This is a genomic window from Rhodococcus sp. LW-XY12 (assembly GCF_019317345.1).
Taxonomy (GTDB): domain Bacteria; phylum Actinomycetota; class Actinomycetes; order Mycobacteriales; family Mycobacteriaceae; genus Rhodococcus; species Rhodococcus pyridinivorans.
The window spans coordinates 705,964-730,430 of record NZ_CP079225.1 but is presented as its reverse complement, the minus strand read 5'-3'; the positions used below and the strand labels follow the sequence as shown (position 1 = coordinate 730,430).

General features: G+C 68.9%; 25 protein-coding genes. 12 read left to right on the top strand and 13 right to left on the bottom strand.

Translation table 11 applies throughout. The features are described from left to right. Nucleotides 1-151: 151 nt before the first annotated feature. The gene (gene mshD, locus KXC42_RS03445; protein WP_033096825.1) at nucleotides 152-1,063 is read right to left on the bottom strand and encodes a mycothiol synthase; all 912 of its coding nucleotides are present in this window, start codon (nucleotides 1,061-1,063) and stop codon (nucleotides 152-154) included. Then, nucleotides 1,060-1,869 (bottom strand): response regulator transcription factor, encoded by an 810-nt coding sequence (locus KXC42_RS03440; RefSeq protein WP_033096826.1) that lies wholly within the window; start codon nucleotides 1,867-1,869, stop codon nucleotides 1,060-1,062. The genes mshD and KXC42_RS03440 overlap by 4 nt, the downstream gene beginning before the upstream one ends. Before the next feature lie 165 nt (nucleotides 1,870-2,034). Between KXC42_RS03440 and KXC42_RS03435 the strand changes: the two genes are divergently transcribed. From KXC42_RS03435 to KXC42_RS03410, 7 genes are all read left to right on the top strand, one after another. Beyond that, on the top strand, nucleotides 2,035-2,817 hold the full coding sequence (locus KXC42_RS03435) for an LmeA family phospholipid-binding protein (RefSeq protein WP_219129928.1): 783 nt from the start codon (nucleotides 2,035-2,037) through the stop codon (nucleotides 2,815-2,817). Next, the gene (locus KXC42_RS03430; protein ID WP_039587664.1) at nucleotides 2,814-3,233 is read left to right on the top strand and encodes a co-chaperone YbbN; all 420 of its coding nucleotides are present in this window, start codon (nucleotides 2,814-2,816) and stop codon (nucleotides 3,231-3,233) included. Before KXC42_RS03435 ends, KXC42_RS03430 begins: the two co-directional genes overlap by 4 nt. A gap of 45 nt (nucleotides 3,234-3,278) precedes the next feature. Further along, the gene (locus KXC42_RS27695; protein ID WP_363887211.1) at nucleotides 3,279-3,362 is read left to right on the top strand and encodes a putative leader peptide; all 84 of its coding nucleotides are present in this window, start codon (nucleotides 3,279-3,281) and stop codon (nucleotides 3,360-3,362) included. A 118-nt stretch (nucleotides 3,363-3,480) separates the two neighbouring features. Continuing rightward, nucleotides 3,481-3,945 (top strand): DUF4395 domain-containing protein, encoded by a 465-nt coding sequence (locus KXC42_RS03425; RefSeq protein ID WP_064852792.1) that lies wholly within the window; start codon nucleotides 3,481-3,483, stop codon nucleotides 3,943-3,945. A 105-nt stretch (nucleotides 3,946-4,050) separates the two neighbouring features. Beyond that, nucleotides 4,051-4,887: a sulfurtransferase gene (locus KXC42_RS03420; protein WP_006551800.1), complete on the top strand. Its 837-nt coding sequence runs from the start codon at nucleotides 4,051-4,053 to the stop codon at nucleotides 4,885-4,887. A gap of 2 nt (nucleotides 4,888-4,889) precedes the next feature. Next, nucleotides 4,890-5,195 (top strand): DUF1416 domain-containing protein, encoded by a 306-nt coding sequence (locus KXC42_RS03415; RefSeq protein WP_006551801.1) that lies wholly within the window; start codon nucleotides 4,890-4,892, stop codon nucleotides 5,193-5,195. Between the two features lie 184 nt (nucleotides 5,196-5,379). Further along, nucleotides 5,380-6,042: an FABP family protein gene (locus KXC42_RS03410; protein ID WP_006551803.1), complete on the top strand. Its 663-nt coding sequence runs from the start codon at nucleotides 5,380-5,382 to the stop codon at nucleotides 6,040-6,042. Nucleotides 6,043-6,117: 75 nt separating this feature from the next. Here KXC42_RS03410 and KXC42_RS03405 read toward each other — a convergent pair whose 3' ends face one another. Then, nucleotides 6,118-7,815 carry a BCCT family transporter gene (locus KXC42_RS03405; RefSeq protein WP_257606149.1) on the bottom strand — a complete coding sequence of 566 codons (1,698 nt, stop codon included), beginning with the start codon at nucleotides 7,813-7,815 and terminating at the stop codon, nucleotides 6,118-6,120. Between KXC42_RS03405 and KXC42_RS27045 the strand changes: the two genes are divergently transcribed. Further along, complete coding sequence (locus tag KXC42_RS27045) at nucleotides 7,754-7,891, top strand: hypothetical protein (RefSeq protein ID WP_228045205.1); 138 nt, start codon at nucleotides 7,754-7,756, stop codon at nucleotides 7,889-7,891. The genes KXC42_RS03405 and KXC42_RS27045 overlap by 62 nt on opposite strands. Nucleotides 7,892-8,200: 309 nt before the next feature. Here KXC42_RS27045 and cydC read toward each other — a convergent pair whose 3' ends face one another. From cydC to KXC42_RS03380, 5 genes are all read right to left on the bottom strand, one after another. Next, nucleotides 8,201-9,847 carry a thiol reductant ABC exporter subunit CydC gene (gene cydC, locus KXC42_RS03400; RefSeq protein WP_219130430.1) on the bottom strand — a complete coding sequence of 549 codons (1,647 nt, stop codon included), beginning with the start codon at nucleotides 9,845-9,847 and terminating at the stop codon, nucleotides 8,201-8,203. A gap of 17 nt (nucleotides 9,848-9,864) precedes the next feature. Continuing rightward, nucleotides 9,865-11,592, bottom strand: coding sequence for a thiol reductant ABC exporter subunit CydD (cydD, locus tag KXC42_RS03395; protein ID WP_019290026.1), 1,728 nt, complete (start codon nucleotides 11,590-11,592; stop codon nucleotides 9,865-9,867). A 2-nt stretch (nucleotides 11,593-11,594) separates the two neighbouring features. Next, complete coding sequence (cydB, locus tag KXC42_RS03390) at nucleotides 11,595-12,632, bottom strand: cytochrome d ubiquinol oxidase subunit II (protein WP_006551807.1); 1,038 nt, start codon at nucleotides 12,630-12,632, stop codon at nucleotides 11,595-11,597. Between the two features lie 12 nt (nucleotides 12,633-12,644). Further along, complete coding sequence (locus tag KXC42_RS03385) at nucleotides 12,645-14,144, bottom strand: cytochrome ubiquinol oxidase subunit I (RefSeq protein WP_006551808.1); 1,500 nt, start codon at nucleotides 14,142-14,144, stop codon at nucleotides 12,645-12,647. A gap of 240 nt (nucleotides 14,145-14,384) precedes the next feature. Then, nucleotides 14,385-15,239: an aminodeoxychorismate lyase gene (locus KXC42_RS03380; RefSeq protein WP_024103013.1), complete on the bottom strand. Its 855-nt coding sequence runs from the start codon at nucleotides 15,237-15,239 to the stop codon at nucleotides 14,385-14,387. Nucleotides 15,240-15,295: 56 nt separating this feature from the next. Between KXC42_RS03380 and KXC42_RS03375 the strand changes: the two genes are divergently transcribed. The 4 genes from KXC42_RS03375 to KXC42_RS03360 all read left to right on the top strand — a co-directional run bounded on the left by KXC42_RS03375 (nucleotide 15,296) and on the right by KXC42_RS03360 (nucleotide 18,490). Beyond that, the gene (locus KXC42_RS03375; RefSeq protein ID WP_019290027.1) at nucleotides 15,296-16,426 is read left to right on the top strand and encodes a folate-binding protein YgfZ; all 1,131 of its coding nucleotides are present in this window, start codon (nucleotides 15,296-15,298) and stop codon (nucleotides 16,424-16,426) included. Next, nucleotides 16,423-17,127: an MOSC domain-containing protein gene (locus KXC42_RS03370; protein ID WP_033096832.1), complete on the top strand. Its 705-nt coding sequence runs from the start codon at nucleotides 16,423-16,425 to the stop codon at nucleotides 17,125-17,127. Before KXC42_RS03375 ends, KXC42_RS03370 begins: the two co-directional genes overlap by 4 nt. Next, nucleotides 17,124-18,104 (top strand): asparaginase, encoded by a 981-nt coding sequence (locus KXC42_RS03365; RefSeq protein WP_006551812.1) that lies wholly within the window; start codon nucleotides 17,124-17,126, stop codon nucleotides 18,102-18,104. The genes KXC42_RS03370 and KXC42_RS03365 overlap by 4 nt, the downstream gene beginning before the upstream one ends. 194 nt (nucleotides 18,105-18,298) lie before the next feature. Beyond that, a complete protein-coding gene (locus tag KXC42_RS03360) occupies nucleotides 18,299-18,490 on the top strand; it encodes a DUF3073 domain-containing protein (protein WP_006551813.1) in 192 nt (63 codons plus the stop codon). Between the two features lie 225 nt (nucleotides 18,491-18,715). Here KXC42_RS03360 and purM read toward each other — a convergent pair whose 3' ends face one another. From purM to KXC42_RS03335, 5 genes are all read right to left on the bottom strand, one after another. After that, nucleotides 18,716-19,789 carry a phosphoribosylformylglycinamidine cyclo-ligase gene (purM, locus tag KXC42_RS03355; RefSeq protein WP_006551814.1) on the bottom strand — a complete coding sequence of 358 codons (1,074 nt, stop codon included), beginning with the start codon at nucleotides 19,787-19,789 and terminating at the stop codon, nucleotides 18,716-18,718. A gap of 137 nt (nucleotides 19,790-19,926) precedes the next feature. Further along, complete coding sequence (gene purF / locus KXC42_RS03350; protein ID WP_006551815.1) at nucleotides 19,927-21,510, bottom strand: amidophosphoribosyltransferase; 1,584 nt, start codon at nucleotides 21,508-21,510, stop codon at nucleotides 19,927-19,929. A 98-nt stretch (nucleotides 21,511-21,608) separates the two neighbouring features. Further along, nucleotides 21,609-21,995, bottom strand: coding sequence for a sterol carrier family protein (locus KXC42_RS03345; protein WP_024103011.1), 387 nt, complete (start codon nucleotides 21,993-21,995; stop codon nucleotides 21,609-21,611). A gap of 11 nt (nucleotides 21,996-22,006) precedes the next feature. Continuing rightward, nucleotides 22,007-22,693, bottom strand: coding sequence for a CPBP family intramembrane glutamic endopeptidase (locus KXC42_RS03340; protein WP_082937734.1), 687 nt, complete (start codon nucleotides 22,691-22,693; stop codon nucleotides 22,007-22,009). Further along, the gene (locus KXC42_RS03335; protein ID WP_006551818.1) at nucleotides 22,690-24,465 is read right to left on the bottom strand and encodes an alpha/beta-hydrolase family protein; all 1,776 of its coding nucleotides are present in this window, start codon (nucleotides 24,463-24,465) and stop codon (nucleotides 22,690-22,692) included. The genes KXC42_RS03340 and KXC42_RS03335 overlap by 4 nt, the downstream gene beginning before the upstream one ends. Between the last annotated feature and the right edge of the window lie 2 nt (nucleotides 24,466-24,467).

The following is a 24,467-nucleotide window of genomic DNA, read 5'->3' as shown; positions in this document are numbered from 1 at the left end:
GACACTCGGACTACCGAAGGTTAACGCCGGATGAACACGCCGGATACACCTGGCGATGGTGTTACGACCATCACTCGAATCCTGACCGCGATCGGCGTGTCGGGTGGCAGAGTCCACCCTTCACGCCGTTCGTCCACCCGATCGGAGAGGGTCACGCCCGGGCGTAGGCGACGTCCACGTGGAACCGCTCGAAGCCGAGTTTGCCGTAGGTGTTCAACGCCGCGGTGTTGTCGCCCTCGACGTAGAGCAGGACACCGGGCAGACCCCGATCGCGCAGATAGTGCAGACCCGCGAGGGTGAGCAGGCGACCGAGCCCTCTGCCCTGCGCGGACGAGTCGATACCCACGACGTAGACCTCGCCGAGCTGCGGGTCGGACGCCGTGGCCGGGTGCACCTTGGTCCAGTGGAATCCGAGCAGCTTGTCGGGCTCGGCGGGATCGAACGCGAGGAACAGGCCTTCGGGATCGAACCACGACTCGCGTCGGCGTTCCTCCACGTCGGCGGCCGTCCAACGCCCCTGCTCGGGATGCCACTCGAAGGCCGCCGCGTTGACGCGGAGCAGTTCGGCGTCGTCCTGCGGGCCGCCGTAGGTGCGCAGCAGCACCGAGTCGGGCACCTCGAGGGCGGGAAGATCGTCCTGCTCGAGGGATCGACGCAACTGCAGGAGTTCGCGGACACCGGTCAGACCGAGACGGCGCGCCACCGCCTGCGCGGCGGGCAGGTCGCCGTGTGCCCACACGCGGGTGCCGTCGCCGCCCTCGGTGAGTGCACGCTCGACGAGTTCGCGGCCGAGTCCGTGCCCGCGCTGCGGCGGGTCGACGACCACCTCTGCCATCGCCGGATGACCGTCCTGGGCAGGCACGACGTTCGCGTAGCCCGCGACCTCACCGTCCTCTCCGAACGCGACGAGATGCCGGGCCGCGCCCTCCCGTCCGAGGGAGTGCACCGCCTGTTCGGAGATCGGCGCGGTGCCGTCGGTCTGCGTCGCCCGCGACACCACGGCGCGTACGGCTTCGGCGTGGTCGGTGGACGGGTGGTCGACGAATTCCGTATCGGTGCTCACGGAACGAATTGTGCCCCGGACTCCCCTGCGCCCGAGTCACCCGCGCCGGATTCCTCCGCACGGGGGTCGTCGAGAAGCGTGTCGTCCACATCGTCGTCGTCGACATCGGGAGTGGCATTGCCACCCTTGCCCACGCGGTTGGAGGGACGCACCGCCTTGTAGCCGACGTTGCGGACCGTTCCGATCAGCGCTTCGTGCTCGGGGCCGAGTTTCGCTCGCAGACGTCGGACGTGGACGTCGACGGTGCGGGTACCACCGAAGAAGTCGTAACCCCAGACCTCCTGCAGCAGCTGGGCGCGGGTGAACACCCGACCCGCGTGCTGGGCGAGGTACTTGAGGAGTTCGAACTCCTTGTAGGTGAGGTCGAGGGGACGTCCGCGCAGGCGGGCGGTGTAGGTGCCCTCGTCGATCGTGAGTTCCCCGAGAGTGATCTTGCCGGTGTTCTCCGGTCCCACCGCGACACCCGAGCGGCCCATGAGCAGGCGCAGGCGCGCGTCGAGCTCGGCCGGTCCGGTGCTGGACAGCAGGATGTCGTCGAGTCCCCATTCGGGGTTGACGGCCACGAGTCCGCCTTCGGTGAGCACGGCGACGACGGGCAATGCCGACCCGGTGCTGCCGAGCAGTCGGCACAGTCCTCGCGCGGCCGCGAGATCGGAGCGGGCATCGACGATGGCGACATCCGCCGAACCCGCCTCGAGCAGCGACGAAACTTCTGTAGGAGCCGGCCTGACCGAATGCGGGAGCAGCGCCAAGGACGGCAGGACCGCATCCGGATTCGGGTCGGAGGTCAGAAGGAGCAGCTCCACCGGGCCTCCAGTTCTTCGCGCGACCAGCGCGGATAGGTGTCGTAAACGTCGTGCAACAGACTAACGCCCCGATTGTTACCGCTATGTAAGCACGAGAATTCCGTGGACGGCCTCGGAACGGACGGGCGCGGCCCGACCGACGGCGCGTCCGACACAATGGTGGGCGTGCGCAAACTGATCTTCGGTCTCGTAGTCCTGCTCGGACTCGCAGTCCTCGCCGACTTCGGCGCGGCGGCGTGGTCGGAATACCGCGTCTCGCGTGCGCTGCGGGAGGGTGGCGTTCTCGAATCCGATCCGGCGGTGACCATCCACGGCTTCCCCTTCCTCATCCAGGCCCGCGACGGTCACTACGAGAACGTCGAGATCGTGGCCGACAACGTCCACACCGATCTGCTCGGGGACATCACGGTCGAGGCCAATCTGATCGGTGCGCACGCCGAGGCCGGTGAGCTGCTCGACGGGTCGATCCGGTCGGTGCCCGTCGACCTGCTGTACGGCCGCGTCATGCTCGACGCCACCGAGCTCGGACAGCTCTACGGCATCCCCGACCTGCAGGTTTCCGCTCCCCCGGCGAGCAAGTCCGACGGGACGGGCGGATCCGGCGGGTCCGGTCCGACGACCGCCGGCGGGGTCGTCCTCACGGGGACGGTGCCGGTCGGACCGGTGGAGGCGACGGTGAGTGTCCAGGCCGATCTGGTGCTCGACGGCGACCGCGTCCACATCGTCGCGTCGGATCTCTACTTCGGCCCCGAGGGACGCGCCGACTTCTCGGTTCCCGACGTCCTGAAGCCGGCGGTGCTCGGACTGTTCACGACGACGATCGAGCCGCAGAATCTGCCGTTCGGCGTGCGGCCCACCTTCGTCGAGGCGCGGGGCTCCCGGATCGTCATCGAGGGCGAGGCCCGCGACGTCGTCATCGATCTGCAGGAAGTGCAGACGCCCGCATGATCGCAGTAATCGTCCTCGTGGTCGTGATAGTCGCCACACTGGCGGTGGGAACGGCCCTGCGCACCCGTTCCGGCAAGCTCCGCACCACCGGCGCCTCGGCGGGCACCCACGAACTCCATCCCGCGCTGGCCACAGCGGGTGTCGGTGACGGCGTACCGGTGATCCTGCATTTCTCCGCGCCGTGGTGCGGACCGTGCGCGGCCGTGCGACGGGTCGTCGTGCAGGTTCTCGACCGCGATCCCGGTCGGGCACGCGAGGTCGAGCTGGATCTCGACGAAAATCCGGTCCTGGCACGGAAACTCGGGGTGCTGTCGCTGCCCACTACCTTCGTCTTCGACGGCGAGGGGCGCGAACGGTTCCGCGCGTCCGGCGTTCCGTCCGTCGACGACCTGCGCACAGCCCTGTCGTCGTTGTGATCCCGGGGGTCCACCCCCGAGGGGACGTGCGTTAAACTCCCTCGCGTGCAGAACCGCCACGAGCTGATGCTCACCCGACGCCGCGCAGTCGATCTGTGCCGCCTCGGTGGCTGTTGTTGTCCCTGCTGAACGCATCGACGAGCTGGCCCCGATCCTTGCGGCACCGATGCCGCCGAACCGATGCGTCGCCCCGCGGTCGTATGAATACCCTCCGCCCAGCGAATCAGAATCCAGCAGGAGATTCCCCATGTCCGTATCCACTCCCCGCACGTCCGGTCGGCAGGTCGACGTCCGTGGCCCGCGTTTCGCGGCGTGGATCACCACCGGCGTCCTCGTCCTCGCCCTGGTCGTCGCCACCTTCTCTCCCGTCGCAGCGGCCGTGATCCTGGCCCTGCAGACGATCGTGTTCGCTCTCGGAGCGGCACTCGGCCCGCGACGCAGCCCGTACGGTGCGCTGTTCGCGAGGCTCGTCGCTCCCCGCCTCGGTGCTCCGATCGAGACCGAGCCGGTGGAGCCGCTGCGGTTCGCGCAGCTCGTCGGATTCGTCTTCGCCCTCGTCGGAACGGTCGCGTTCTTCGCCGGCGCCATCGTCGTGGGCTCGGTGGCCGCAGGCTTCGCGCTGTTCGCGGCGCTGCTCAACGCCGCCTTCGGCGTGTGTCTCGGCTGCCGGATCCACCCGCTGGTCGCTCGAATGCGTCGCGTGCCCGCCTGACCGGCGGTCACCGAACTCGACATCCCACACCTCACCCTGGCACGGACCCTCGCACGGGTTCCGGTCACGGAAACCTCCCGGATTCCCTCACCGAAAGGAACACCCATGGCTCGCTCCGACGTCCTGGTCTCCGCCGACTGGGCAGAGCAGAACCTCACTGCGCCGAAGACCGTCTTCGTCGAGGTCGACGAGGACACCTCCGCCTACGACGGCGGCCACGTCGAAGGTGCCGTCAAGCTCGACTGGCGCAAGGACCTGCAGGACGCCGTCCGTCGCGACTTCCTGAACCGTGAGCAGTTCTCCGAGCTCCTCTCACGCAAGGGCATCGCCAACGACGACACGGTCGTGCTTTACGGCGGCAACAACAACTGGTTCGCCGCCTACGCCTACTGGTACTTCAAGCTCTACGGCCACCAGGACGTCAAGCTCATCGACGGCGGCCGCAAGAAGTGGGAGCTCGACGGCCGTCCGCTGTCGAAGGACGAGGTCACCCGCCCGGCCACCGAGTACAAGGCCGCCGAGCCCGACTACTCCATCCGCGCCTTCCGCGACGAGGTCATCGACTCGATCGGCACCAAGAACATCGTCGACGTGCGTTCGCCCGACGAGTTCTCCGGCAAGATCCTCGCCCCGGCGCACCTGCCGCAGGAGCAGGCGCAGCAGCGCGGCCACGTCCCCGGCGCCATCAACATCCCGTGGAGCACCACCGCCAACGAGGACGGCACCTTCAAGTCCGACGAGGACCTCGAGAAGCTGTACGCCGAGAAGGGCTTCGACGACAGCAAGGAGACCATCGCCTACTGCCGTATCGGTGAGCGCTCGAGCCACACCTGGTTCGTGCTCCAGGAGATCCTCGGCAAGAAGAACGTCAAGAACTACGACGGCAGCTGGGTCGAGTACGGCTCGCTCGTCGGTGCACCCATCGAACTGGAGGTCAACTGATCATGTGCGGCGCCCCTGTCCAAACCCAGACCCTGCCCGCCGGCGTGGACACCGAGAAGGAGACGGTCATCACCGGCCGTGTCCTGAACGCCGACGGCGAGCCCGTGGGCGGTGCGTTCGTGCGCCTGCTCGACGGCACCGACGAGTTCACCGCCGAGGTCGTCGCCTCGGCGACCGGCGACTTCCGTTTTTTCGCCGCCCCCGGCGACTGGAAGATCCGCGCCCTGTCGAGCTCCGGCAATGGCACCTCCACCGTGAGCCCCACCGCTCCCGGCGTGCACAACGTGGACGTGACGGTCGCCAAGTAATCCGGCCGGAACACCCCGCCGAAGGGCTCTGCTCCACCAGGAGCGGAGCCCTTCGTCGTACCGGAAAAGGGGTTGTCTAGAATGACCGCGTGGTCATCTTCTTCGAAATCCTGCTGGTCGCCGCGGCGCTCCTCATCACCTGGTTCGCGCTGTACACCATCTACCGCGTGGTCTCCGACGGATCGTGACGAACGACGGATCGGACGCCCAGCGGCGTAGCGGCGACGAGGCGATCGCCCGGGCCGCCGAGCGCGCTCGCGCCACCGCCGAGCTGAACCTTCCCGTCCTGGCCGGGCTGCCGGGCGCCGAGGACACCGCGAACCTGCGGCTCGGCCCCGACCTGAGCCCTGCCCTGCTCGCCGTCCTTCCCTTGGTCGGTGTGTGGCGCGGCGAGGGTGAGGCCAACGATCCCGAGACCGGCGACTATCCGTTCGGTCAGCAGATCACCGTCGCGCACAACGGCGGCGCGTATCTGGTGTGGGAGTCGCGCACGTGGCGTCTCGACGACTCGGGTGAATACGTGGGCGAGGATCGGCGCGAGAGCGGCTTCTGGCGCGTGTCCGGAACGGGCGCGCCCGACAGCGACGATCCCGAGACGCTCGAACTGCTGCTGACGCACAGCTCCGGCGTCGTCGAGCTGTACTACGGCACCGCACTCACCCAGTCCTCGTGGGAGCTCGCGACCGACGTCGTGATCCGCACCAAGTCCGGTGAGGTCGTCGGTGGCGCCAAGCGCCTCTACGGCATCGTCGACGGCGGCGACCTCGCCTACGTCGAGGAGCGCGTCACCGCCGACGGCGAACTGAAGCCCCGGATGTCCGCCCGCCTGTCACGCCACATCGGCTGACCAGGCCTCTTTCTTCCGAGACTCGAACGGTCCGGGTCTGTTCCCCTGTGAGGGAACAGACCCGGACCGTTTTTCTCAGTTCTCCTCGACGACCGACGTGCCGGTGGCACTCTTCTTGTCGGCATGTTCACCGTCGCCTCGTACACGGAGCGCATCGGGTTCGCCGGCATGGACCCGGTGGATTCCGGCGTCCTCGGCTGCGTTCTCGCCGTCCTCGCACTCGTCCGGGATGGCCCGCGTGTGGATGACGACCTCGGGTGCGGGTAGTTCCTGAGCAGCCTCGAGTTCCTCGGCCGACCGCACCTCGGGCCACTGACGGGTGATCGGCTCCGGCCGCTCGCCCAGGTCCTCGCGGATACCGCGCACCAGGCTGTACATCATGATGAAGCCCATCACGAAGAACGGCAGACCCACCACGGTGATGACCTGTTGCAGGGCGTCGAGCCCGTCCTTACCGGTCGCGACGAGCATGGTCGCTGCGACCAGGCCCATGAGCACCGCCCAGAACAAGCGCTGATGGATGGGCGCCTTCCCCTCGTGACCGGACGCCATCATGTCGAGCACCATCGCGGTCGAGTCCACCGAGGTGACGAAGAAGATCACCACCAGGATGATCGCGATGCCGGACACCAGGCCGGTGAGGGGGAAGTTGCCGAGGAATTCGAACAACGCACCCGGGATGTCCCCGTCGCCCACGACCCGCTCGACGAGACCACCGTTGCCCTCGAGTTCGATGTGGAACGAGCCCATCCCGAAGATGCTGAACCAGATCACCGAGAACAGCACGGGCAGACCGAGGACACCGCCGACGAACTCGCGGATGGTGCGGCCTCGCGAGATGCGCGCGATGAAGATGCCGACGAAGGGCGACCACGTGATGGTCCACGCCCAGTAGAAGACCGTCCAGGTGTTCTGCCAGCCGGAGTCGGCGAAGGTGTCGTTCCAGAACGCCAGGCGCGGCAGGGCCTCGGCGTAGATACCGGCCGACTCGATCATGCCCTTGAGCAGGAACAGACTCGGTCCGGTGACGAGCACGAAGACCAGCAACATCACGGCCATGCCGATGTTGATGTTCGACAGGCGCTTGATGCCCTTGTCGAGACCGAGAGCGACCGAGATGCCGGCCATCACCGTCACGATCGCGATGAGGGCGATCTGGACGATCCCGGATTCCTGGATGTCGAACAGCTGCGCGAGACCGGCGTTGATCTGCAGGGTGCCCAGGCCGACCGAGGTCGCGACACCGAAGATGGTGCCGATGATCGCGACGACGTCGATGGTCTTGCCGATCGGGCCGTAGATGCGACCTCCGAGCAGGGGCGCGAAGATCGAGCTGACGCGCGGCGGCAGGTGCCGCTTGTAGATGAAGTAACCGAAGCCCAGGCCGGGCAGGGCGAAGATCGTCCAGGTGTGCAGTCCGAAGTGGTAGAGCGCGAAGCCCATGGCCTCTTCCGCGGCCTCCACGGACTGCGGCTCGACATCTTGCATGGGCGGGTTCGCGAAGTGGGAGATCGGCTCGGCGACGCCCCAGAACATGAGGATCGTGCCGATACCGGCGGCGAACAACATGGCGAACCACGCCAGGGTCGAGTGCTCGGGCCGTTCGTCGTCGCCGCCGAGCCGGACCCGGCCGTAATGGGTGAAGGCGATTCCGACGAGGAAGAGCAGGAAGGTCGTGACGCCCAGGATGTAGAACCATCCGAGGTTCGTCATGATCCAGTTGGACGCGGTACTGAAGATGGAATCGACGCCGTCGGTGAACGCGATCGTCACGACGACGAAGAGCAGCGCGATGAGCGCAGAAGAGAAGAAAACCCCCGGTGACGTGCGCAATCTTAACGAATCGTGAGCTTTTTGAAGTATCGGCACCAAACCGGTGTACCCAGAACGGGCGAACTTGTACACCCGAAACGCCGATTTTGCACGAATGCGAACAGCCCCCGAGCCGCACCGCCGCACGGATCGCTCCGTGGACCGGCGGTCCCGATCGGACGGACCGGGAGCTCGGGGGCCGGGTGACTACCTGGGATTCGCCAGCCGCGCGCGGTCGGTGAATTCCGTCGTCTCGAGCAGCTAGCGGGTAGCCACCTCACGCGTCCGAATATCAATCACTTCCAGACCACCTCCTTCCTCGTGTACCAGCGAAACTACGCTTCGTTCACGAGGCGGGCAACGCATTTTTCTCGACGCGAACGACCAGGTCGGCGGCGGTATCCGCGGGCAGGCGGTGGGTGACCACCACGACGGTGCGCTCGGGGCCGACCAAGCGTGCGTCGCGGTCCAGGAGGAGTCGCTGCATCAGGTCGGCGCTCTCGTCGTCGAGATGTTCCGTGGGTTCGTCGAGCAGCAGGATCCGTGCGGGCGACAGCAGGGCCCGGGCCAGCAGGAGGCGACGGCGCTGCCCACCGGAGACCGTGCGGGCTCCGGCCCCCAGGACGGTGTGGACTCCCTGCGGGAGTCCGTCCACCCACTCCCCCAGCCCCACGGCGCCGAGGGCGGCCAGTGCCTCGTCCTCGTCCACGTCGCCCCGCGCGACACGCAGGTTCTCGAGGATCGACGTGTCGAACAGGTGGGCGTCCTCCGCGAAGAAGCCGATCTTGCGGCGCAGGGCCGCGGGATCGATGTCCGCGAGGTCGACACCGTCGAGCGTCACTGCGCCTCCGCGTGGGGCGAGCAGACCCGCGAGCGTCATGAGCACGGTGGTCTTGCCGCTGCCGCTGCCGCCCACGATCGCGACGCGACAGCCCGGCCTCAGGTCGAGGTCGACCGGTTCCGTGGACGGTCCGCCGGGCCATCCGCCTCGCAGACCCACCGCACGTAGCCGGCCGGGTCCGTCGGCCGGTTCGATGCCGTGCGGCACCGTCCTGTCGGCGCGGTCGAGCATCTCCGTGATGCGACCGGCCGCCAGGCGTGCGCGGTTGAGGGTCTGCGCGGCTGCCGGGAGGACGGCGGTGGCCTCGAACGCCGACAGCGGCAGCAGGACGAGGATGCCGAGTGTCGTCGGGCTCATGGCCGCCGGACCGGAGCCGAAGACGGCGATACCGACGAGGAGCGCACCGAGCACACTCGCGCCGACCGCGAGGGGTGCGGCCGCGTCGGCGAACGCCGCGGGGACCGCGGAACGGTCGGTGGCACGGACGGAGGCGACGTTCGCGGCGCGGGCCCGCCGGGTGAGCGTGTCGAGCCGTCCCGCGACCCGCAGTTCCGCCGCGTGGTCCAGCACCGTGACCGCGTCCTCGGTGAACCGGGTCCGTGCGGCGTTCGCATCGGCGTCCGCACGGGCCGCGGCGCGGGCGGACAGCCACGGTGCGAACAGTCCGGCAACGAGCAGCGCCGCGGCGAGGACCGCGCCGGCAGCGGGAGCGATGACGGTGAGGGTCACGACCGCCGCGAGGGAGAGCACGGCCGCGACGGCGATGGGCACGAGTGCGCGCACCACGACGTCGCCGAGAGCGTCGACGTCGGCACCGGTGCGCGCGAGCAGGTCGCCGCGTCCCACGCCCAGGGCGGCGGCCGGGTCGCCGTCCGCGAGTCGCCGGTAGAGATTCGCGCGGGCCGAGGTGGTGCCGCGCAGCGCGGTCTCGTGCGTTGCGAGTCGTTCGAAGTAGCGGAACAACCCGCGGGAGATTCCCAGCGCCCGCACCGCGACGACCGCGACGGTCAGGTCCAGGACGGGCGGCATCTCCCATGCCCGCACGATCAGCCACGCCGAGAGACCGGCGAGCAGCAGGGCACTGCCGAGGGTCGCGACACCGGCGAGGACGGCGAGCAGCACTCGGCGCGGCTCGAGCTCGAGCAGGGTCATCGCCCGGCGCAGATCCTTCACCGGGACACCTCCGTCGGTGCTGCGTGGACGGTGACGACCTCGTCCGCGATGGCGAGCAGGGTGGGGCGATGCGCCACGACCACCACGGTGCGGCCGGCCGCGGCGAGCCCGCGCAGCGTGGACAGGACGGTGGCCTCGGTGTCCTCGTCGAGGTGGGCCGTGGGTTCGTCGAGCAGCAGGACCGGGCGCGGGGAGGCGAGGGTGCGGGTGAGCGCCAGTCGCTGACGTTGGCCGAGCGACAGGCCCGTGCCGCCGGCCCCCACGACGGTCCGCCAGCCGTCCGGGAGTTCGGCGAGCACGCTGTCGAAGCCGGTGGCGGCGCAGACGTCGTCGAGTTCGGTGGCCTCCGGGTCGACACCGGTGAGTCGCAGATTGTCGGCGAGCGTGCCGGGCAGCAGCACCGGCCGCTGCGGAAGCCACGCCATCTGCGACCACCAGTTCTCGTCGCCCGCGACGGGACGTCCGTCGACGGTGACGGTCCCCTCGCTCGGCTCGGCGAGCCCGAGCAGCGCCAGCAGGGCGGTGGACTTGCCGGCCCCGTTGGCGCCGGTGAACGCGGTGATCCGGCCGGGACGGCAGATCGCGTCGAGCCGGTGCGGGGCGCAACCGTCGCGGCCGGGCACGGAGACGCCGTCGAAGACGATCTCGCAGTTCGCGACCCGGTCGGTGCCGATCGTGTCCGTGGAGGTGCGACGCGAGGAGGCGCGGCGAGAGGAGGCGGCGTCCGGCACCGAGTCGAGCACGGCGAATGCCTTGTCGGCCGCCGCCATCCCGTCCTCGGCGGCGTGGAACTTGCTGCCGACGGTGCGCAGCGGGAGGTAGGCCTCCGGCGCGAGGATCAACGCGATGATGCCGGCTTCGAGGGGCATGGATCCGTAGACGAGGCGCATACCGATGCTCACGGCGACGAGGGCGACGGACAGCGTCGCGAGGAATTCGAGGACCGTGCCGGACAGGAAGGCCACGCGCAGGGCCGACATCGTAGTCGCGCGATGCTCGTCGCCGAGTTCGCGCACGCGATCGGCGGGCCCCTTCTCACGACCGAGGGCGCGCAGTGTGGGAAGACCCGCGAGGAGGTCGAGCAGTTGTGACGACAATGTCGTCATCGCGCGCAGGGTGCGGTCGGCCTTGCCTTTGGTGAGCAGGCCGATGAGGATCATGAAGATCGGGATGAGCGGCAGCGTGATCACGACGATGACCGCCGAGGTGAGGTCGTGCAGGGCGATCACGACGATCGTCACCGGGGTGAGGATCACGGCCAGCAGCAGCGCCGGCAGATAGCCGGTGAGATATTCCTTCAGCCCGTCGAGTCCGCGGGTGAGAACCACCGCGATCTCGTCGCGTCGCGGGTCGAGTTCGCGCGGGGGCAGATTCGCCGCGGAATCGAGGACCTCGTGTTCGAGTTCGGCGACCACGCGGGTCGCGGACCGGTGCGCGTACCGCGACTGCAGCCACGTCACCGCGACCCGCACGACGATCGCCACCGCGAGGATCGCCAGTTCGGTCGTCCAGTCGCCGACGGACCGGGCGTCGGTGGTGATGACGCCCGCGAGGACCCGTCCGATCATGAGTGCGGTGACGACGACCATCACGACATCGACCACCGAGGTGACCACGGTCAGGACGAGATATCCGCGGGCTGCGGCCGAGTAGCGCCACAACCGCGGGTCCACCGGCCCCCGCCGACGCGCGGGCGCGTCGGCGGGGGCTGCGGACTGCGTCATGCTCACTTCGAGCCGATCTTCAGACCGATCGAGTGCGGGATGTGGTCGGTCGACAGACGCTGACGGAACACCCAGTACGTCCAGCCCTGGTAGGCGAGGACGACCGGGGTCATGAACGCTGCGGCCCACGTCATGACCTTCAGTGTGTACGGGCTCGACGACGCGTTCTCGATCGTCAGCGACCAGGACGGGTCGAGGGTCGACGGCATGACGTTCGGGAACAGCGACGCGAACAGCAACACCGAGGTCGCGGCGATCGCGACGGTGGTGAACACGAACGCCCAGCCCTCACGCGCGACGATGGTCAGCGCGACCACCGCGAGCAGGGAGATCGCCGCCACGGCGACGAGCGCGATCGTCCAGCCCTTGCCGTAGGCGAGTTGGGTCCACACCACGAACGCACCGGCCACGAGGACGGCGGGCACGGCCAGCTTCCGCGACATCGCCACGGCATCCGTCCGGACCTGTCCCTCGGTCTTGAGCGCGATGAACACCGCGCCGTGCAGCGCGAAGACCAGCGCCGTCGTCGCACCGCCGAGCAGGGCGTACGGGTTCAGCAGGTCGAAGAATCCGCCGACGTACTGCTTGTCGGCGTCGATCGCCACGCCGCGCACGATGTTCGCGAACGCCACACCCCACAGCACGGCGGGCACCCACGAGCCGAAGATGATCCCCCAGTCGCAGCGGCGACGCCAGGTCGGATCGTCGACCTTGCCGCGCCACTCGATGGCGCACACCCTCACGATCAGGGCGAGCAGGATCAGCAGCAGCGGGAGATAGAAGCCCGAGAAGAGGGTCGCGTACCACTCGGGGAACGCCGCGAACAGCGCACCACCCGCGGTGATGAGCCAGACCTCGTTGCCGTCCCAGACCGGACCGATCGTGTTGAGCAGCACCCGGCGCCGGGTGTCCGCCTCGACGGTCCTACCGCGGCCGAGCACCGGGAAGTGCATGCCCACACCGAAGTCGAACCCCTCGAGGACGAAGTAGCCGGTGAACAATACTGCGATGAGAATGAACCAGATTTCCTGAAGTCCCATGTCCGCCCACTCCTAGTACGCGAAGGACAGCTGTTTCGGCTGCGTGTCGTCGGTGTCGTCGTCGGAGCCCGGCGGTTGCGCGTCGTGCTCCTGCGGGCCTTCCATCGCGTACTTGCGGATGAGCCAGAACCACACCACGCCGAGCGCTGCGTAGACGAGGGTGAAGGCGATCAGCGAGGTGAGCACCGTTCCTGCCGCATGATCGGAGACACCCTGGTCGACGGTGAGCCGGATCATGTCCACGCCCGTGGGATTCGGATGCACCACCCAGGGCTGCCGGCCCATCTCGGTGAAGATCCAGCCCGCACTGTTGGCGAGGAAGGGCGTGGGGATCGCGACGAGCGACAGCGTCGAGAACCACCTCTGGTCGGGCACCCGGCCGCCGCGGGTGACCCACAGCCCGGCCAGGGCCAGGGCCGCGGAACCGGCGGCGAGGCCGATCATCGCGCGGAACGACCAGTAGGTGACGAACAGGTTGGGCTTGTAGTTGCCGGGGCCGAATTGCTGTTCGTACTGCGCCTGCAGGTCCTCGACGCCCTGGAGGGTCACGCCGCTGAACTCGCCCTGCGCGAGGAAGGACAGCACGTAGGGCACGTCGAGGACGTGGATCACGCCGTCGCAGTCGTTGTGCGTGCCGATCGTGAGGATCGAGAAGTTGGGGTCGGTCTCGGTGTGGCACAGCGACTCGGCCGAGGCCATCTTCATCGGTTGCTGCTCGAACATGAGCTTGGCCTGGACGTCACCGGTGACGAACAACCCGATGCCCGAGATGATCATGACCATCAGGCCGAGGCGGGTCGCGGGGCGGAACAGTCCGCGGGCGTCGTTCTCGAGGCGCTGGGCCTCCTCGGGTTCCGAGGTGCGGATCTCGGCGGCGCGTCGCATGTTGCGGACCATCCACCAGCCACCGATGCCGGCGACGAAGGTTGCGGCGGTGAGGAATCCGCCGGCGACCGCGTGGGGGAAGGCTGCGAGCGCGGTGTTGTTGGTGAGCAGTTCCCAGATGCTCGTCAGCTCGGCGCGGCCGGTCTCGGGGTTGTAGGTGGCCCCGACGGGATGCTGCATGAACGAGTTCGCCGCGATGATGAAGAAGGCGGAGGCGTTCACGCCGATCGCGACGAGCCAGATGGTCGCGAGGTGCACGAGTTTCGGCAGGCGCGTCCAGCCGAAGATCCACAGGCCGAGGAAGGTCGACTCCATGAAGAAGGCGACGAGACCTTCGAGGGCGAGGGGTGCGCCGAAGACGTCGCCGACGAAGCGGGAGTACTCGCTCCAGTTCATGCCGAATTGGAATTCCTGCACGATGCCGGTCGCGACACCGAGCGCGAAGTTGATCAGGAACATCTTCCCGAAGAACTTCGTGAGGCGGTACCAGTGATCCTTGCCGGTGACCACCCACATCGTCTGCATGATCGCGACGAGCGGCGCGAGGCCGATCGTCAACGGCACGAGGATGAAGTGATACACCGTCGTGATCCCGAACTGCCACCGGGACAGATCCAAGACGTCCATTGCCACTCCGAGTGAGGCCCGGTCGATACGGAGATCCAGAGCGGGGCCGACGCTGCGGTTCTCGTTCGCGAAGACACGCCGGTAGTACTGCTCCGGCCTTGCTACTACCGAATGTAGTAGCGATTGCGCGAAGTGGGACAGGTTCGTGTCGCCCGACACATCGGACTCACGTCACATCGGATACGGATCACCCGCGGGGCACACCCGCCGCCACTCAGGAAACTGCATCGACCGATTCGCTCACGAAGCGGCGTCGACCGCCTCGTCGACGAGGCCTTCGATCTCGCCCTCCTGGACCCGCGAGACCAGCGCGTGCCCGTTGAGGGTGTGCACCCGCACCGCGAGCGCCACGCTGGAGATCAGCCAGAGACCGTCGGCGACGACGAGATCCGCCGGGCGCAGCGGCTCGTACCGGACCGTGAAGTCCCGCTCCCCCGCCAGGTCGAACAGTGCCTGCTGCGTGGTGCCGGGGAGGATCCCCTGCTCCGGCGGCGGAGTGAGCAATGTCCGGCCACGCGCGACGAGCACCGTCGACCGCGGACCCTCGAGCACGTAGCCCTCGGCACTGACGAAGATCACGTCGTCGGCGCCGACCGACTCGGCGTGACGCAGTGCCGCCATGTTCGTCGCGTACGACAGCGTCTTGGCACCGAGGAGCTGCCACGGCGCCTTCTGCGCCAGATCGGTCGAAAAACCCCGTTCGAGGGTCACCACGGACACGCCGTCGCGCCGTGCGATGCCGACACGCTCGGCCACCGGCGTCACGAGCAGGAAGGCCGTCGGCGTGTCGGCGCCCTCACGACCACGCGTGTAGACCAGGCGCAGCACGCCCTCCTGCTCGGCGCCCCACTGTTCGAGTGCCACGTCGACGGCGAGCCGCCAGTCGTCGCGATCGGGTTCGGGCAACTGTGCGGCGGCCGCGGACGCCGCGAGCCGGGCGAGATGCAGTTCGAGCGCACGCGCCCGGCCGCCTCGCACGAGCAACGTCTCGAACACCCCGTCGCCACGAAGAACACCGAAATCGTCGGCGTGCAGAAGGGGTGCGTCCGCATCCCTCACCTCGCCGTCCAGCGTCACCAGCACCCGCTCAGCCATGGCGCTCAGCCTAGCCACTGGCAGACCTGTCGGCCGGTTCCCCATAGACTGGTGTCGTGACCGAGTCTCCGATCGTGTCCGAAAGCGCCCTTCTCGCACTTCCCGGCGCAGTCGCCTCGCCTTCCGGCGGGCCCGATGCCGGACTTCCCTGGCATTACGGCGACCCGCTCGGCGAGCAACGTGCCGCCGCCACGTCCGCCGCCGTGGTCGACCGTTCCACCCGCTTCGTCCTCGCTGTTCCGGGCGACGAACGCCTGAGCTGGCTGCACACCATTTCCAGCCAGCACATCGCGTCGCTCCCGAACGGCACCTCCGCCGAGAACCTGAGCCTCGACGCGAACGGCCGCGTCGAACACCACTTCGTGCAGACCGACCTCGACGGCGTGACGTGGATCGACACCGAAGCCGACCGCGGACCCGACCTGCTGGCCTTCCTGAAGAAGATGGTGTTCTGGGCGAAGGCAGAACCCCGCGACGGCAACGAACTCGCGGTCCTGAGCCTCCTCGGGCCGGATGCCGGCAGCCCCGCCGTGCTCGCCGTGCTCGGGATCGACGCGCTGCCGGCCGAACACTATGCCGCCGTCGCCCTGCCCGCCGGTGGCTTCGTCCGCCGCATGCCGTGGCCCACCGAGCACTCCTTCGACCTCCTGGTGCCACGCGAGTCGCTCACCGCGATCTTCACCGCCCTGCGGGACGCCGGCGCGCGTCCGGCCGGCAGCTGGGCGTTCGAGGCCCTGCGCGTCGAAGCGGTCCGTCCCCGGATCGGTGTCGATACCGACGAGCGCACCATCCCCCACGAGGCCCGCTGGGTCGGCGGACCCGAGCAGTACGGCGCCGTCCACCTCGACAAGGGCTGCTACCGCGGTCAGGAGACCGTCGCGCGGGTCCACAACCTCGGCAAGCCCCCGCGACATCTCGTCCTTCTCCATCTCGACGGCTCGGCCGACGGACGACCCGAGACGGGCGACGACATCACCGCCGGAGGTCGCGCGGTCGGACGCATCGGCACGATCGTCGACCATCACGAACTCGGGCCGATCGCGCTCGCGCTCGTCAAGCGCACCATCACGCCCGACACGGCCCTCGTCGCAGGACCGTGCGCGGCGTCCATCGACCCCGACTCCATCCCTCCCGACGACGGCATCCAGGCAGGAAGGGCGGCGGTCGACCGATTGCGCGGCCGGTGACCGCCGAGACGGCCGGCACGCGGCCGGCGACCTCGGGGACCGTCGCAGCGGTCTGCGTCGTGCACACGCTGCACGAGACCGGACTGCGGCGTAATCCCGTCACCGCGATCGACAAGCGTCCCGTCGACGGGCCGGTGCACGTCGGCGAGCTCGGCTTGACCGGCGACCGCCAGTGCGACACCGCCAACCACGGCGGCGTCCACAAGGCCGTCTACGCCTTCTCGCAGGACGAGTCGCGCCGCTGGGGCACCGAACTCGACCGGGAACTGCCCATCGGCTGGTTCGGCGAGAATCTGCACGTCGCCGGGTTCTCCCCCACCGACGCCGTCATCGGCGAGCGGTGGCGCGTCGGCGACGGCGGTCTGCTCCTCGAGGTGACCGGCCCCCGTACCCCTTGCCGCACCTTCGCGATCCGTTCGGAGGAAGTCGACTGGGCCACCCGGTTCGTCGCTCGCGGCGATTGCGGCGCGTACCTGAAGGTGATCTCCGAGGGACCGGTGGCCGCGGGCGACCGCATCGTCGTCGAGCACGTCCCCTCCCACGCGGCCACGGTGCGCGATCTGTTCACCGGGCAGGGCCACGAGCGGGTCGCCGCGATGCTCGAGCAGCAGGCCGACATCGCTCCCAGCGTCGCCGACAAGGCTCGCCGCCTCGCCGGACGACCACAGGAGGGGCGGGCACGGAAGGGAGAGAGTCGTTGAGCGTCGAACTGGTCGAGGTGGTGCGCTCGGGCTTCCGGGAGTGCATCCACCGCGGCTCGCTGATCGTTCTGGACCCGGACGGCGAGGTCCTCGTCTCGCTGGGCGAGGTGCACACGCCGATCTATCCGCGGTCGTCGAACAAGCCGATGCAGGCGGTCGCGCTGCTGCGCGCCGGCTTCGTCCCCCGCGACTCCGCCGAACTCGCGATCGCCACGGCGTCGCACGAAGGTGAGGCCGACCACGTGGAGGCCGTCGAGCGGATCCTGTCCGGTGCCGGTTTCACCGAGAAGGACCTGCGCTGCCCGACGGATCTGCCCGGCAACGAACTCACCCGCGCCGAGGTGCTCGCCGCCGGACGCACGCCGCGGTCGATCTACATGAACTGCTCGGGCAAGCACGCGGCGATGCTCGCGGCGTGCGCGGCGAACGGCTGGGACACCGACGGCTACACCGACGCCGGCCACCCGCTGCAGCAGCTGGTGACCGAGACGATCCTCGAACTGACCGGCGACATCGAGGACACCGATCTCGGAATCGACGGCTGTGGTCTGCCGATCGTGCCCGTCCCCCTGTTCAATCTCGCCCGCGCCTACTCGCGGCTCGCGACGGCGGAGGTCGGCACGCCCGAGCGCGCCGTCGCCGACGCGGTGCGCGAGCATCCGTTCCTGATCTCCGGCACCGGCAAGGACGATCTGAAGCTCATGCGCGCGGTGGGCGGTCTGCTGTGCAAGGCGGGCGCCGACGGGATCCACGCCGGCGCGCTGCCGGACGGCACATCCTTCGCCTTCAAGATCGACGACGGGCACGAGCGGGCACGCCTCCCGCTCACCGCGGCCCTGCTCCACCGCCTCGGAGCGGGTGCCGCCGCGAACGCCGCGACCTTCGATTCCGAACGGCTGGCGGTGCTCTCGTCGGCACCGGTCTTCGGTGGTGGCGTGCGAGTCGGCACCGTCCGGGCCGTCCCGGGGGTGTTCTGAAGGGCATCTCTATCACATTTCAACAGCATTCATGCAGGTCGGGTCGTTATGAGGCGTAACGGACACCGGCCCAGCCGGGTGTGTGGAGGCGCAACCGAAGTTTCCACGCTAAAGTGGGCGTCAGGAAAATACTCAACACACCGGGGCCGCCACTTTTCCCCAGGCCGCCCCGTCAAAGCGCGAGGGGGTTGGCCATGGGCCGCGGCCGGGCTAAGGCAAAGCAGACCAAGGTTGCACGGCAACTCAAGTACAGCTCGCCGTCCACCGACTTCGAGAGCCTCCAGCGAGAGCTGTCTGGCGGAGCAACCAACTCGCAGCGGGACGAAGTCTTCGCCGAGCAACGTTCCGGTTGGGACGACGACTACGACGACGACTGGCGTCGCTGACCTGATATCACTCTCCGACGGAGGGGGAGGCCGACTTTCGGCTCCCCCTCCGTCGGTGGTGTGGTCGGCGTTCGACGCGAGGCCGGACGGCGCTCGTCACCGTCCGCAGCCTTCGAGCCTGTGACTTCCGAGTTCACAACACGGCAGTAGCCGAGAGGCCGGTTCCCCCATTCATCCTGGGGGAACCGGCCTTTCGTCGTGTTCGCGTCGGGCGACGCGCGCCCGTCAGAAGCGCGGGTGGTCTCCGAGCAGCACCGCGCGCTCGTCGGCGCCGTCCTGCGCCTTGCGGACCGTGCCGAGCGTCCAGCAGTCGATGTGCCGGGCGGTGAGCACCGCCAGAGCCCGGTCGACGTCCTCGGGGGCCACGATGGCCACCATGCCGACGCCCATGTTGAAGGTCTTTTCCATCTCGACCCGCTCGACCCGTCCGCGCTGCGCGATGAGGCCGAAGACCGGAGCCGGGCTCCAGGTGGTGCGGTCGAGCTCTGCGACGAGCCCCTTGGGCATCACGCGCGCGAGGTTCGCGGCGAGACCACCACCGGTGACGTGGCAGAAGGTACGCACCTCGGTCTCGGCGGCGAGCGCGAGGCAGTCCTTGGCGTAGATACGGGTGGGCTCGAGCAGCTCCTCGCCGAGGGTGCGACCGAACTCGTCGACGTGCGCCGTCAGGCTCATCTTGCCGATGTCGAGCAGCACCTTGCGGGCGAGCGAGTAGCCGTTCGAGTGCAGACCCGAGGCGCCCATCGCGATGACGACGTCGCCGGGGCGCACGCGGTCGGGTCCGAGCAGCTTCTGGGCCTCGACGACACCCACGCCGGTCGCGGACAGGTCGTAGTCGTCGGCGGCCATGACGCCCGGGTGCTCGGCGGTCTCGCCACCGAGCAGCGCGCAACCGGCCTGGACGCAGCCCTCGGCGATGCCGGCGACGATCTCCGCGACCCGCTCGGGCACCACGCGGCCGACGGCGATGTAGTCCTGCAGGAAGAGCGGCTCGGCGCCGCAGACCACAAGGTCGTCGACGACCATGGCGACGAGGTCGAGACCGACCGTGTCGTGCTTGTCGAGTGCCTGCGCCACCGCGAGCTTGGTGCCGACACCGTCGGTGGACGCCGCGAGCAGCGGCTCCTTGTATCCGTCCTTGAGCGCGAACAGACCGGCGAACCCACCCAGGCCGCCCATGACCTCCGGGCGGGTGGCCCTCTTCGCGTGCGGGGCGAACAGTTCGACGGCTCGGTCACCGGCCTCGATGTCCACGCCCGCCGCGGCGTAGGAAGCTCCGGGGGTTGCGTCCTCGGTCATGAGTTGTCGGCTCCAGCCTCGAGTTGTGTCTTGTCGTGAAATATCTGGCTACATGCGGGCAGGCACACCTGCGTCCGGGCATGCGAAACGCACGCCGAACCGTGCCGACCGCGGCACTTACGGTACCCGACCAGCTTCTACGGCCGACTGAGAACGTCCGCGTTGTCGTTGTCCAACACGGTCGGGGTGGCCGAATCGGTGTCGACGACGCCGGCGAGGACGTCCTTGCCCGCCTGATGTTCGCTGGGGAGGGCGATCGGGTAGTGGCCGTCGAAACATGCAGCGCACAAACGGGATGCGGGCTGCTCGGTGGCGCCGATCATGCCGTCGATCGAGATGTAGCCGAGCGAGTCGGCACCGATCGACCTGCGCACCATCTCGACCATCTCGTCGTAGTCGTGCCCCTCCTCGACGGTGTCGCGGGTACCTGCACCGTTGGCGATCAGCTCGGCCGGCGACGCGAAGTCGATGCCGTAGAAGCAGGGCCACTTGACCGGCGGCGAGGCGATGCGCACGTGGATCTCGAGAGCACCGGCCTCGCGCAGCATGCGGATCAGGGCGCGCTGGGTGTTGCCACGCACGATCGAGTCGTCGACGACGACGAGGCGCTTACCGCGGATCACCTCGCGCAGCGGGTTGAGCTTGAGCCGGATACCGAGCTGGCGGATGGTCTGGCTGGGCTGGATGAAGGTGCGGCCGACGTAGGCGTTCTTCATCAGGCCCTGGCCGTACGGGATCCCCGAGCCCTGCGCGTAACCGACGGCGGCCGGGGTGCCCGACTCGGGTACCGGGATGACCAGATCGCCGTCGATCGGGTGTTCCTTCGCGAGCCGGCGGCCGATCTCCACGCGGGTCGCGTGGACGGAGCGACCGGCGATGGTCGAGTCGGGGCGCGCGAGGTAGACGTACTCGAAGACGCAGCCCTTGGGTTCGGGGTTCGCGAAGCGCGACGAGCGCACACCGTCCGCGTCGATCGCGAGCAGTTCGCCGGGCTCGATGTCGCGAACGAAGGAGGCACCGACGATGTCGAGGGCGGCGGTCTCGCTGGCGACGACCCAGCCGCGGTCGAGGCGTCCGAGGCACAGCGGGCGGATACCCCAGGGGTCGCGGGCCGCGTAGAGGGTGTGCTCGTCCATGAAGGTCAGGCAGAACGCGCCGCGCAGCTGCGGGAGCAGCTTCATCGCGGCCTCTTCGATCGTGCTGTCCTTCGCGCCGTGAGCGAGCAACGCACCGACGGTGTCGGAGTCGGAGTTCGCCGCACCGGGCCGTGTGGGATCGAGCACGCCGAGACGACGTCCGCGTTCGGCGAGTTCGGCGGTGTTGACGAGGTTGCCGTTGTGGCCGAGCGCGACGCCCGAGCCGGCGGCGGTGGTGCGGAAGATCGGCTGCGCGTTCTCCCAGGTCGTCGACCCGGTTGTGGAATAACGGCAGTGGCCGATGGCGATGTGGCCGGTCATCGCGGCGAGCGTCTGCTCGTCGAAGACCTGGCTGACGAGACCGAGATCCTTGAACACGAGCACCTGCGAACCGTCGGCCACGGCGATGCCCGCAGCTTCCTGCCCTCGGTGCTGCAGCGCATAGAGACCGTAGTAAGTGAGCTTCGACACGTCCTCGCCGGGAGCCCACACTCCGAACACTCCGCACTCTTCGCGGGGTTCGTTCTCGGGTTCGGTGGAGGCGAGAAGATTACGTGTGTGGACCGACAGATCGGCACTGGTCACGGACGTGCTCCCTGAGGCTGGACAAGCGGGGCTCCCCCCATTCTACGGGCAGCGCGGGGTGCTTCTTCCCGGACGCCCGGCGTGAACCCCGGCAAACGTCAGAGTCGGGCGATCGGGAGCAGCCGTCCGATCTCCGCTGCGCGCCCACCCGACGCCTCTACCGCACCCGAGTCGACGGCCCCGGCGAAATCGATGCTGCCGACCACCAGACGCAGCCACGTCCGCGGATCGGTCTCGACAACGTTCGGTGGTGTCCCCCGCGTGTGACGCGGGCCTTCGATGCACTGGACGGCCACGAAAGGCGGCACCCTAACCTCCACACTCGACCCAGGGGCTATCTGCTCGAGGCTGCGGGCACTGAGCCGCACAGCGGCGGCGAGATCGGAGCGCGGCGGTTTCTCGTCGCTCTCCCCCCTCATCCACGGACCCACCCGTTCGAGAGCTGCGCGCAGTTCGGCGGGGTCGACGGGTCTCCGGGGTGCCATGGCAGCACACCCTAGCGACGCGCGTCGCGCTCGGAAGTACGCAGCCTCGTCGCGATGCCCACGGCGACGGCCCCGCCGGCGTTGATCGCCAGGTGCAGGAGCATCGGCGCGACGACGCTGCCGGTCCGTCGTCGCAGTTCGTCGAACACCACCCCGCTCAGGGCGGTGAGCGCGACGGTTCCGGGCACCGAGTCCCCGGCGTGCCGGGCGGGGGCGACGTGCCAGAGCCCGAAGGCTACCGAGGTCAGCACCCGGTGCCACCTCCGTGACTCGCGGCGGGTCAGGGCGTACAGAACCGATCGGAACAGCAGCTCCTCGGCCAGGACCGTCCCGAAGGGGATGTGCACGAAGACCCACTCGGTGTGGTCGGCGCGTCGCGCTCCGGCGGCCATCCGCCGTCGTACGGGTGGGACGGCGAGCATCACCGTGTAGGCCGCGACGGGCAGGACCACCGACGCGGTCCCCCACCGCAGGCCCTTCCCTGCCCCGCGCCAGCCGAGCTCGGTTGCGGAGACCCCGGCCGCGCGGGTCGCCGCGGCGAGCGCGACACCGAATCCGACGTTCGCTGCGGCCCGGCCGCGCGGACCGAGATCCATCGCCGGGAGGACGAGGTTGTTCCACGCGACCAGCGCGGCGGCACATCCCGCAGCGGTGCAGCTCATGGCGGTACCGGTCACTGCAGCGACTCGCGATGTCATTTCTCGGGCCCGTCGTCCTCCGCGAACGCCTCGAGGGCGATGCGCACCCGCTCGGTGTCGTTCTCGGTCCAGCCCTCGGGCTGGGTGATCTCGATCCATCCCTCGAGCACCGCCGACCCGTAGTTGTGGCCGTGTCCGTCGGGGACGCCGGCAGCGTTGGTGAGGTCTGCGGAGACCTGCCAGAAGGTGACGAAGGGGAACCACCGCATCTGCGGCAGCCGGTCGCGTCCGGGCGGCTCCGACAGCCAGTCGGGGCGGGAGAACAACAGGTCCGGCGACCACCAGACGACGGGATCCGAGGCGTGCTGGATGTAGAGCACGCGCGGCGACAGCCACGGTGTGTCGGGCTCGTGGATCGCCTCCCGGCTGTCTGCGAAGCGCACGACGAGACCGTCCGCGTACACCGGTTGCACCTCGGTCGTGCCGGGATCGCGGCGCTCGACGAGCTGCCGCCACAGACGGTTGGAGTTGGGCGGGCCCACCCACAACACCCCGTCCATCTGGGCGCGGATCTCGGCAAGGCTGTCGAAGGCACCCTCCCCCGACTGCGTGCCGAGGCTCTCGCCGTAGAGGAACAGATCGGGGCGGTCGTCCTCGGGCAGCTGCGACCAGCGTTCGTGTACCCGCTCGATCAGCATCTTGCCTGCGGCCGCAGCCTTCTCACGGTCGGCGAGGAAGGAGATCCAGCTCGGGAGGTAGGAGTACTGCCAGGCCACCATCGCCAGGTCGCCGTTGTGCACGAGCTCCATCGCGCGGGCCGCGGTGGGATTGACCCAGCCGGTGCCGGTGGTGGGGATCAGGACGAGCGTCGAGCGGTCGAAGGCACCGGTCCGCTCGAGTTCCGCGAGGACGAGGTCGATGCGTTCTTCCGGGGTGGGTGCGGTGTCGAGACCGACGTACACGCGGATCGGTTCCGGTGCGGGACTGCCGTTGACGGCGGTCAGTTCCTCGGCGTCGAGTCCTCGCGAGACGAAGTTGCGACCCTCGAATCCGAGCGTCTCCCAGGCCGCGAGGGACTCGGGACTGCCGGACTTTGCGGGGTCGACCGGTTGGATCGCCCCGGGACGAGTGGTGTCGTCCTCCAGGCCGAACGCCTGATTGACGATCGCGTAGGAGCCTCGGACGAGCACGCCGTCGATGAGCATGAAGGTCGCCAACACGACGACGAGAACGCCGAGCGTGCGGGCGAGACCGAGCGGCATCCGGGTACGGCGCATGAGCAGCATCGACACCCAGCGGACGATGTCGCGCAACCCGCGCCACAGAGCGATGAGGGCGGCAGCGACCGCGACGCTCAGCACGATGGTGCGCAGATATCCCGAGGTCGTGGTGCCCTCGACACCCATCAGGGCGGCGAGCTGGCGTTGCTCGCCGGCGGAGAGCACGAGCGCGACGAGCGACGCGAGAACGGCCGCGACCGGAACCGCGACCTTGATGGCACGCAGCACAGGCAGCGGCGGCGGCCACCATCGCCACGCGGGGAGCAGGAAGCGGGCCACGGGCCAGCCGACGACGCATCCGACGCCGTACCCGATCGTGGCGTTGATGCCGCCGATCAGGCCCTGGAAGAGCCAGTCGCGCGGAAGCAGCGACGGCGTCAGCGACCAGCAGAAGAACAGCGCGGCGAAGGCGACGCCCGTGAAGTCCAGGCCGAGCCACCCCCACACCCGCGCGGTGAGGGGGTGGCGCTCACCGAAGTCGGTGACCGCGGCGATGATCCGGCCCTGCCGGGCCTCGAACGCCGCCAGTCGATCGACCTGGGTGGCCGGCACGG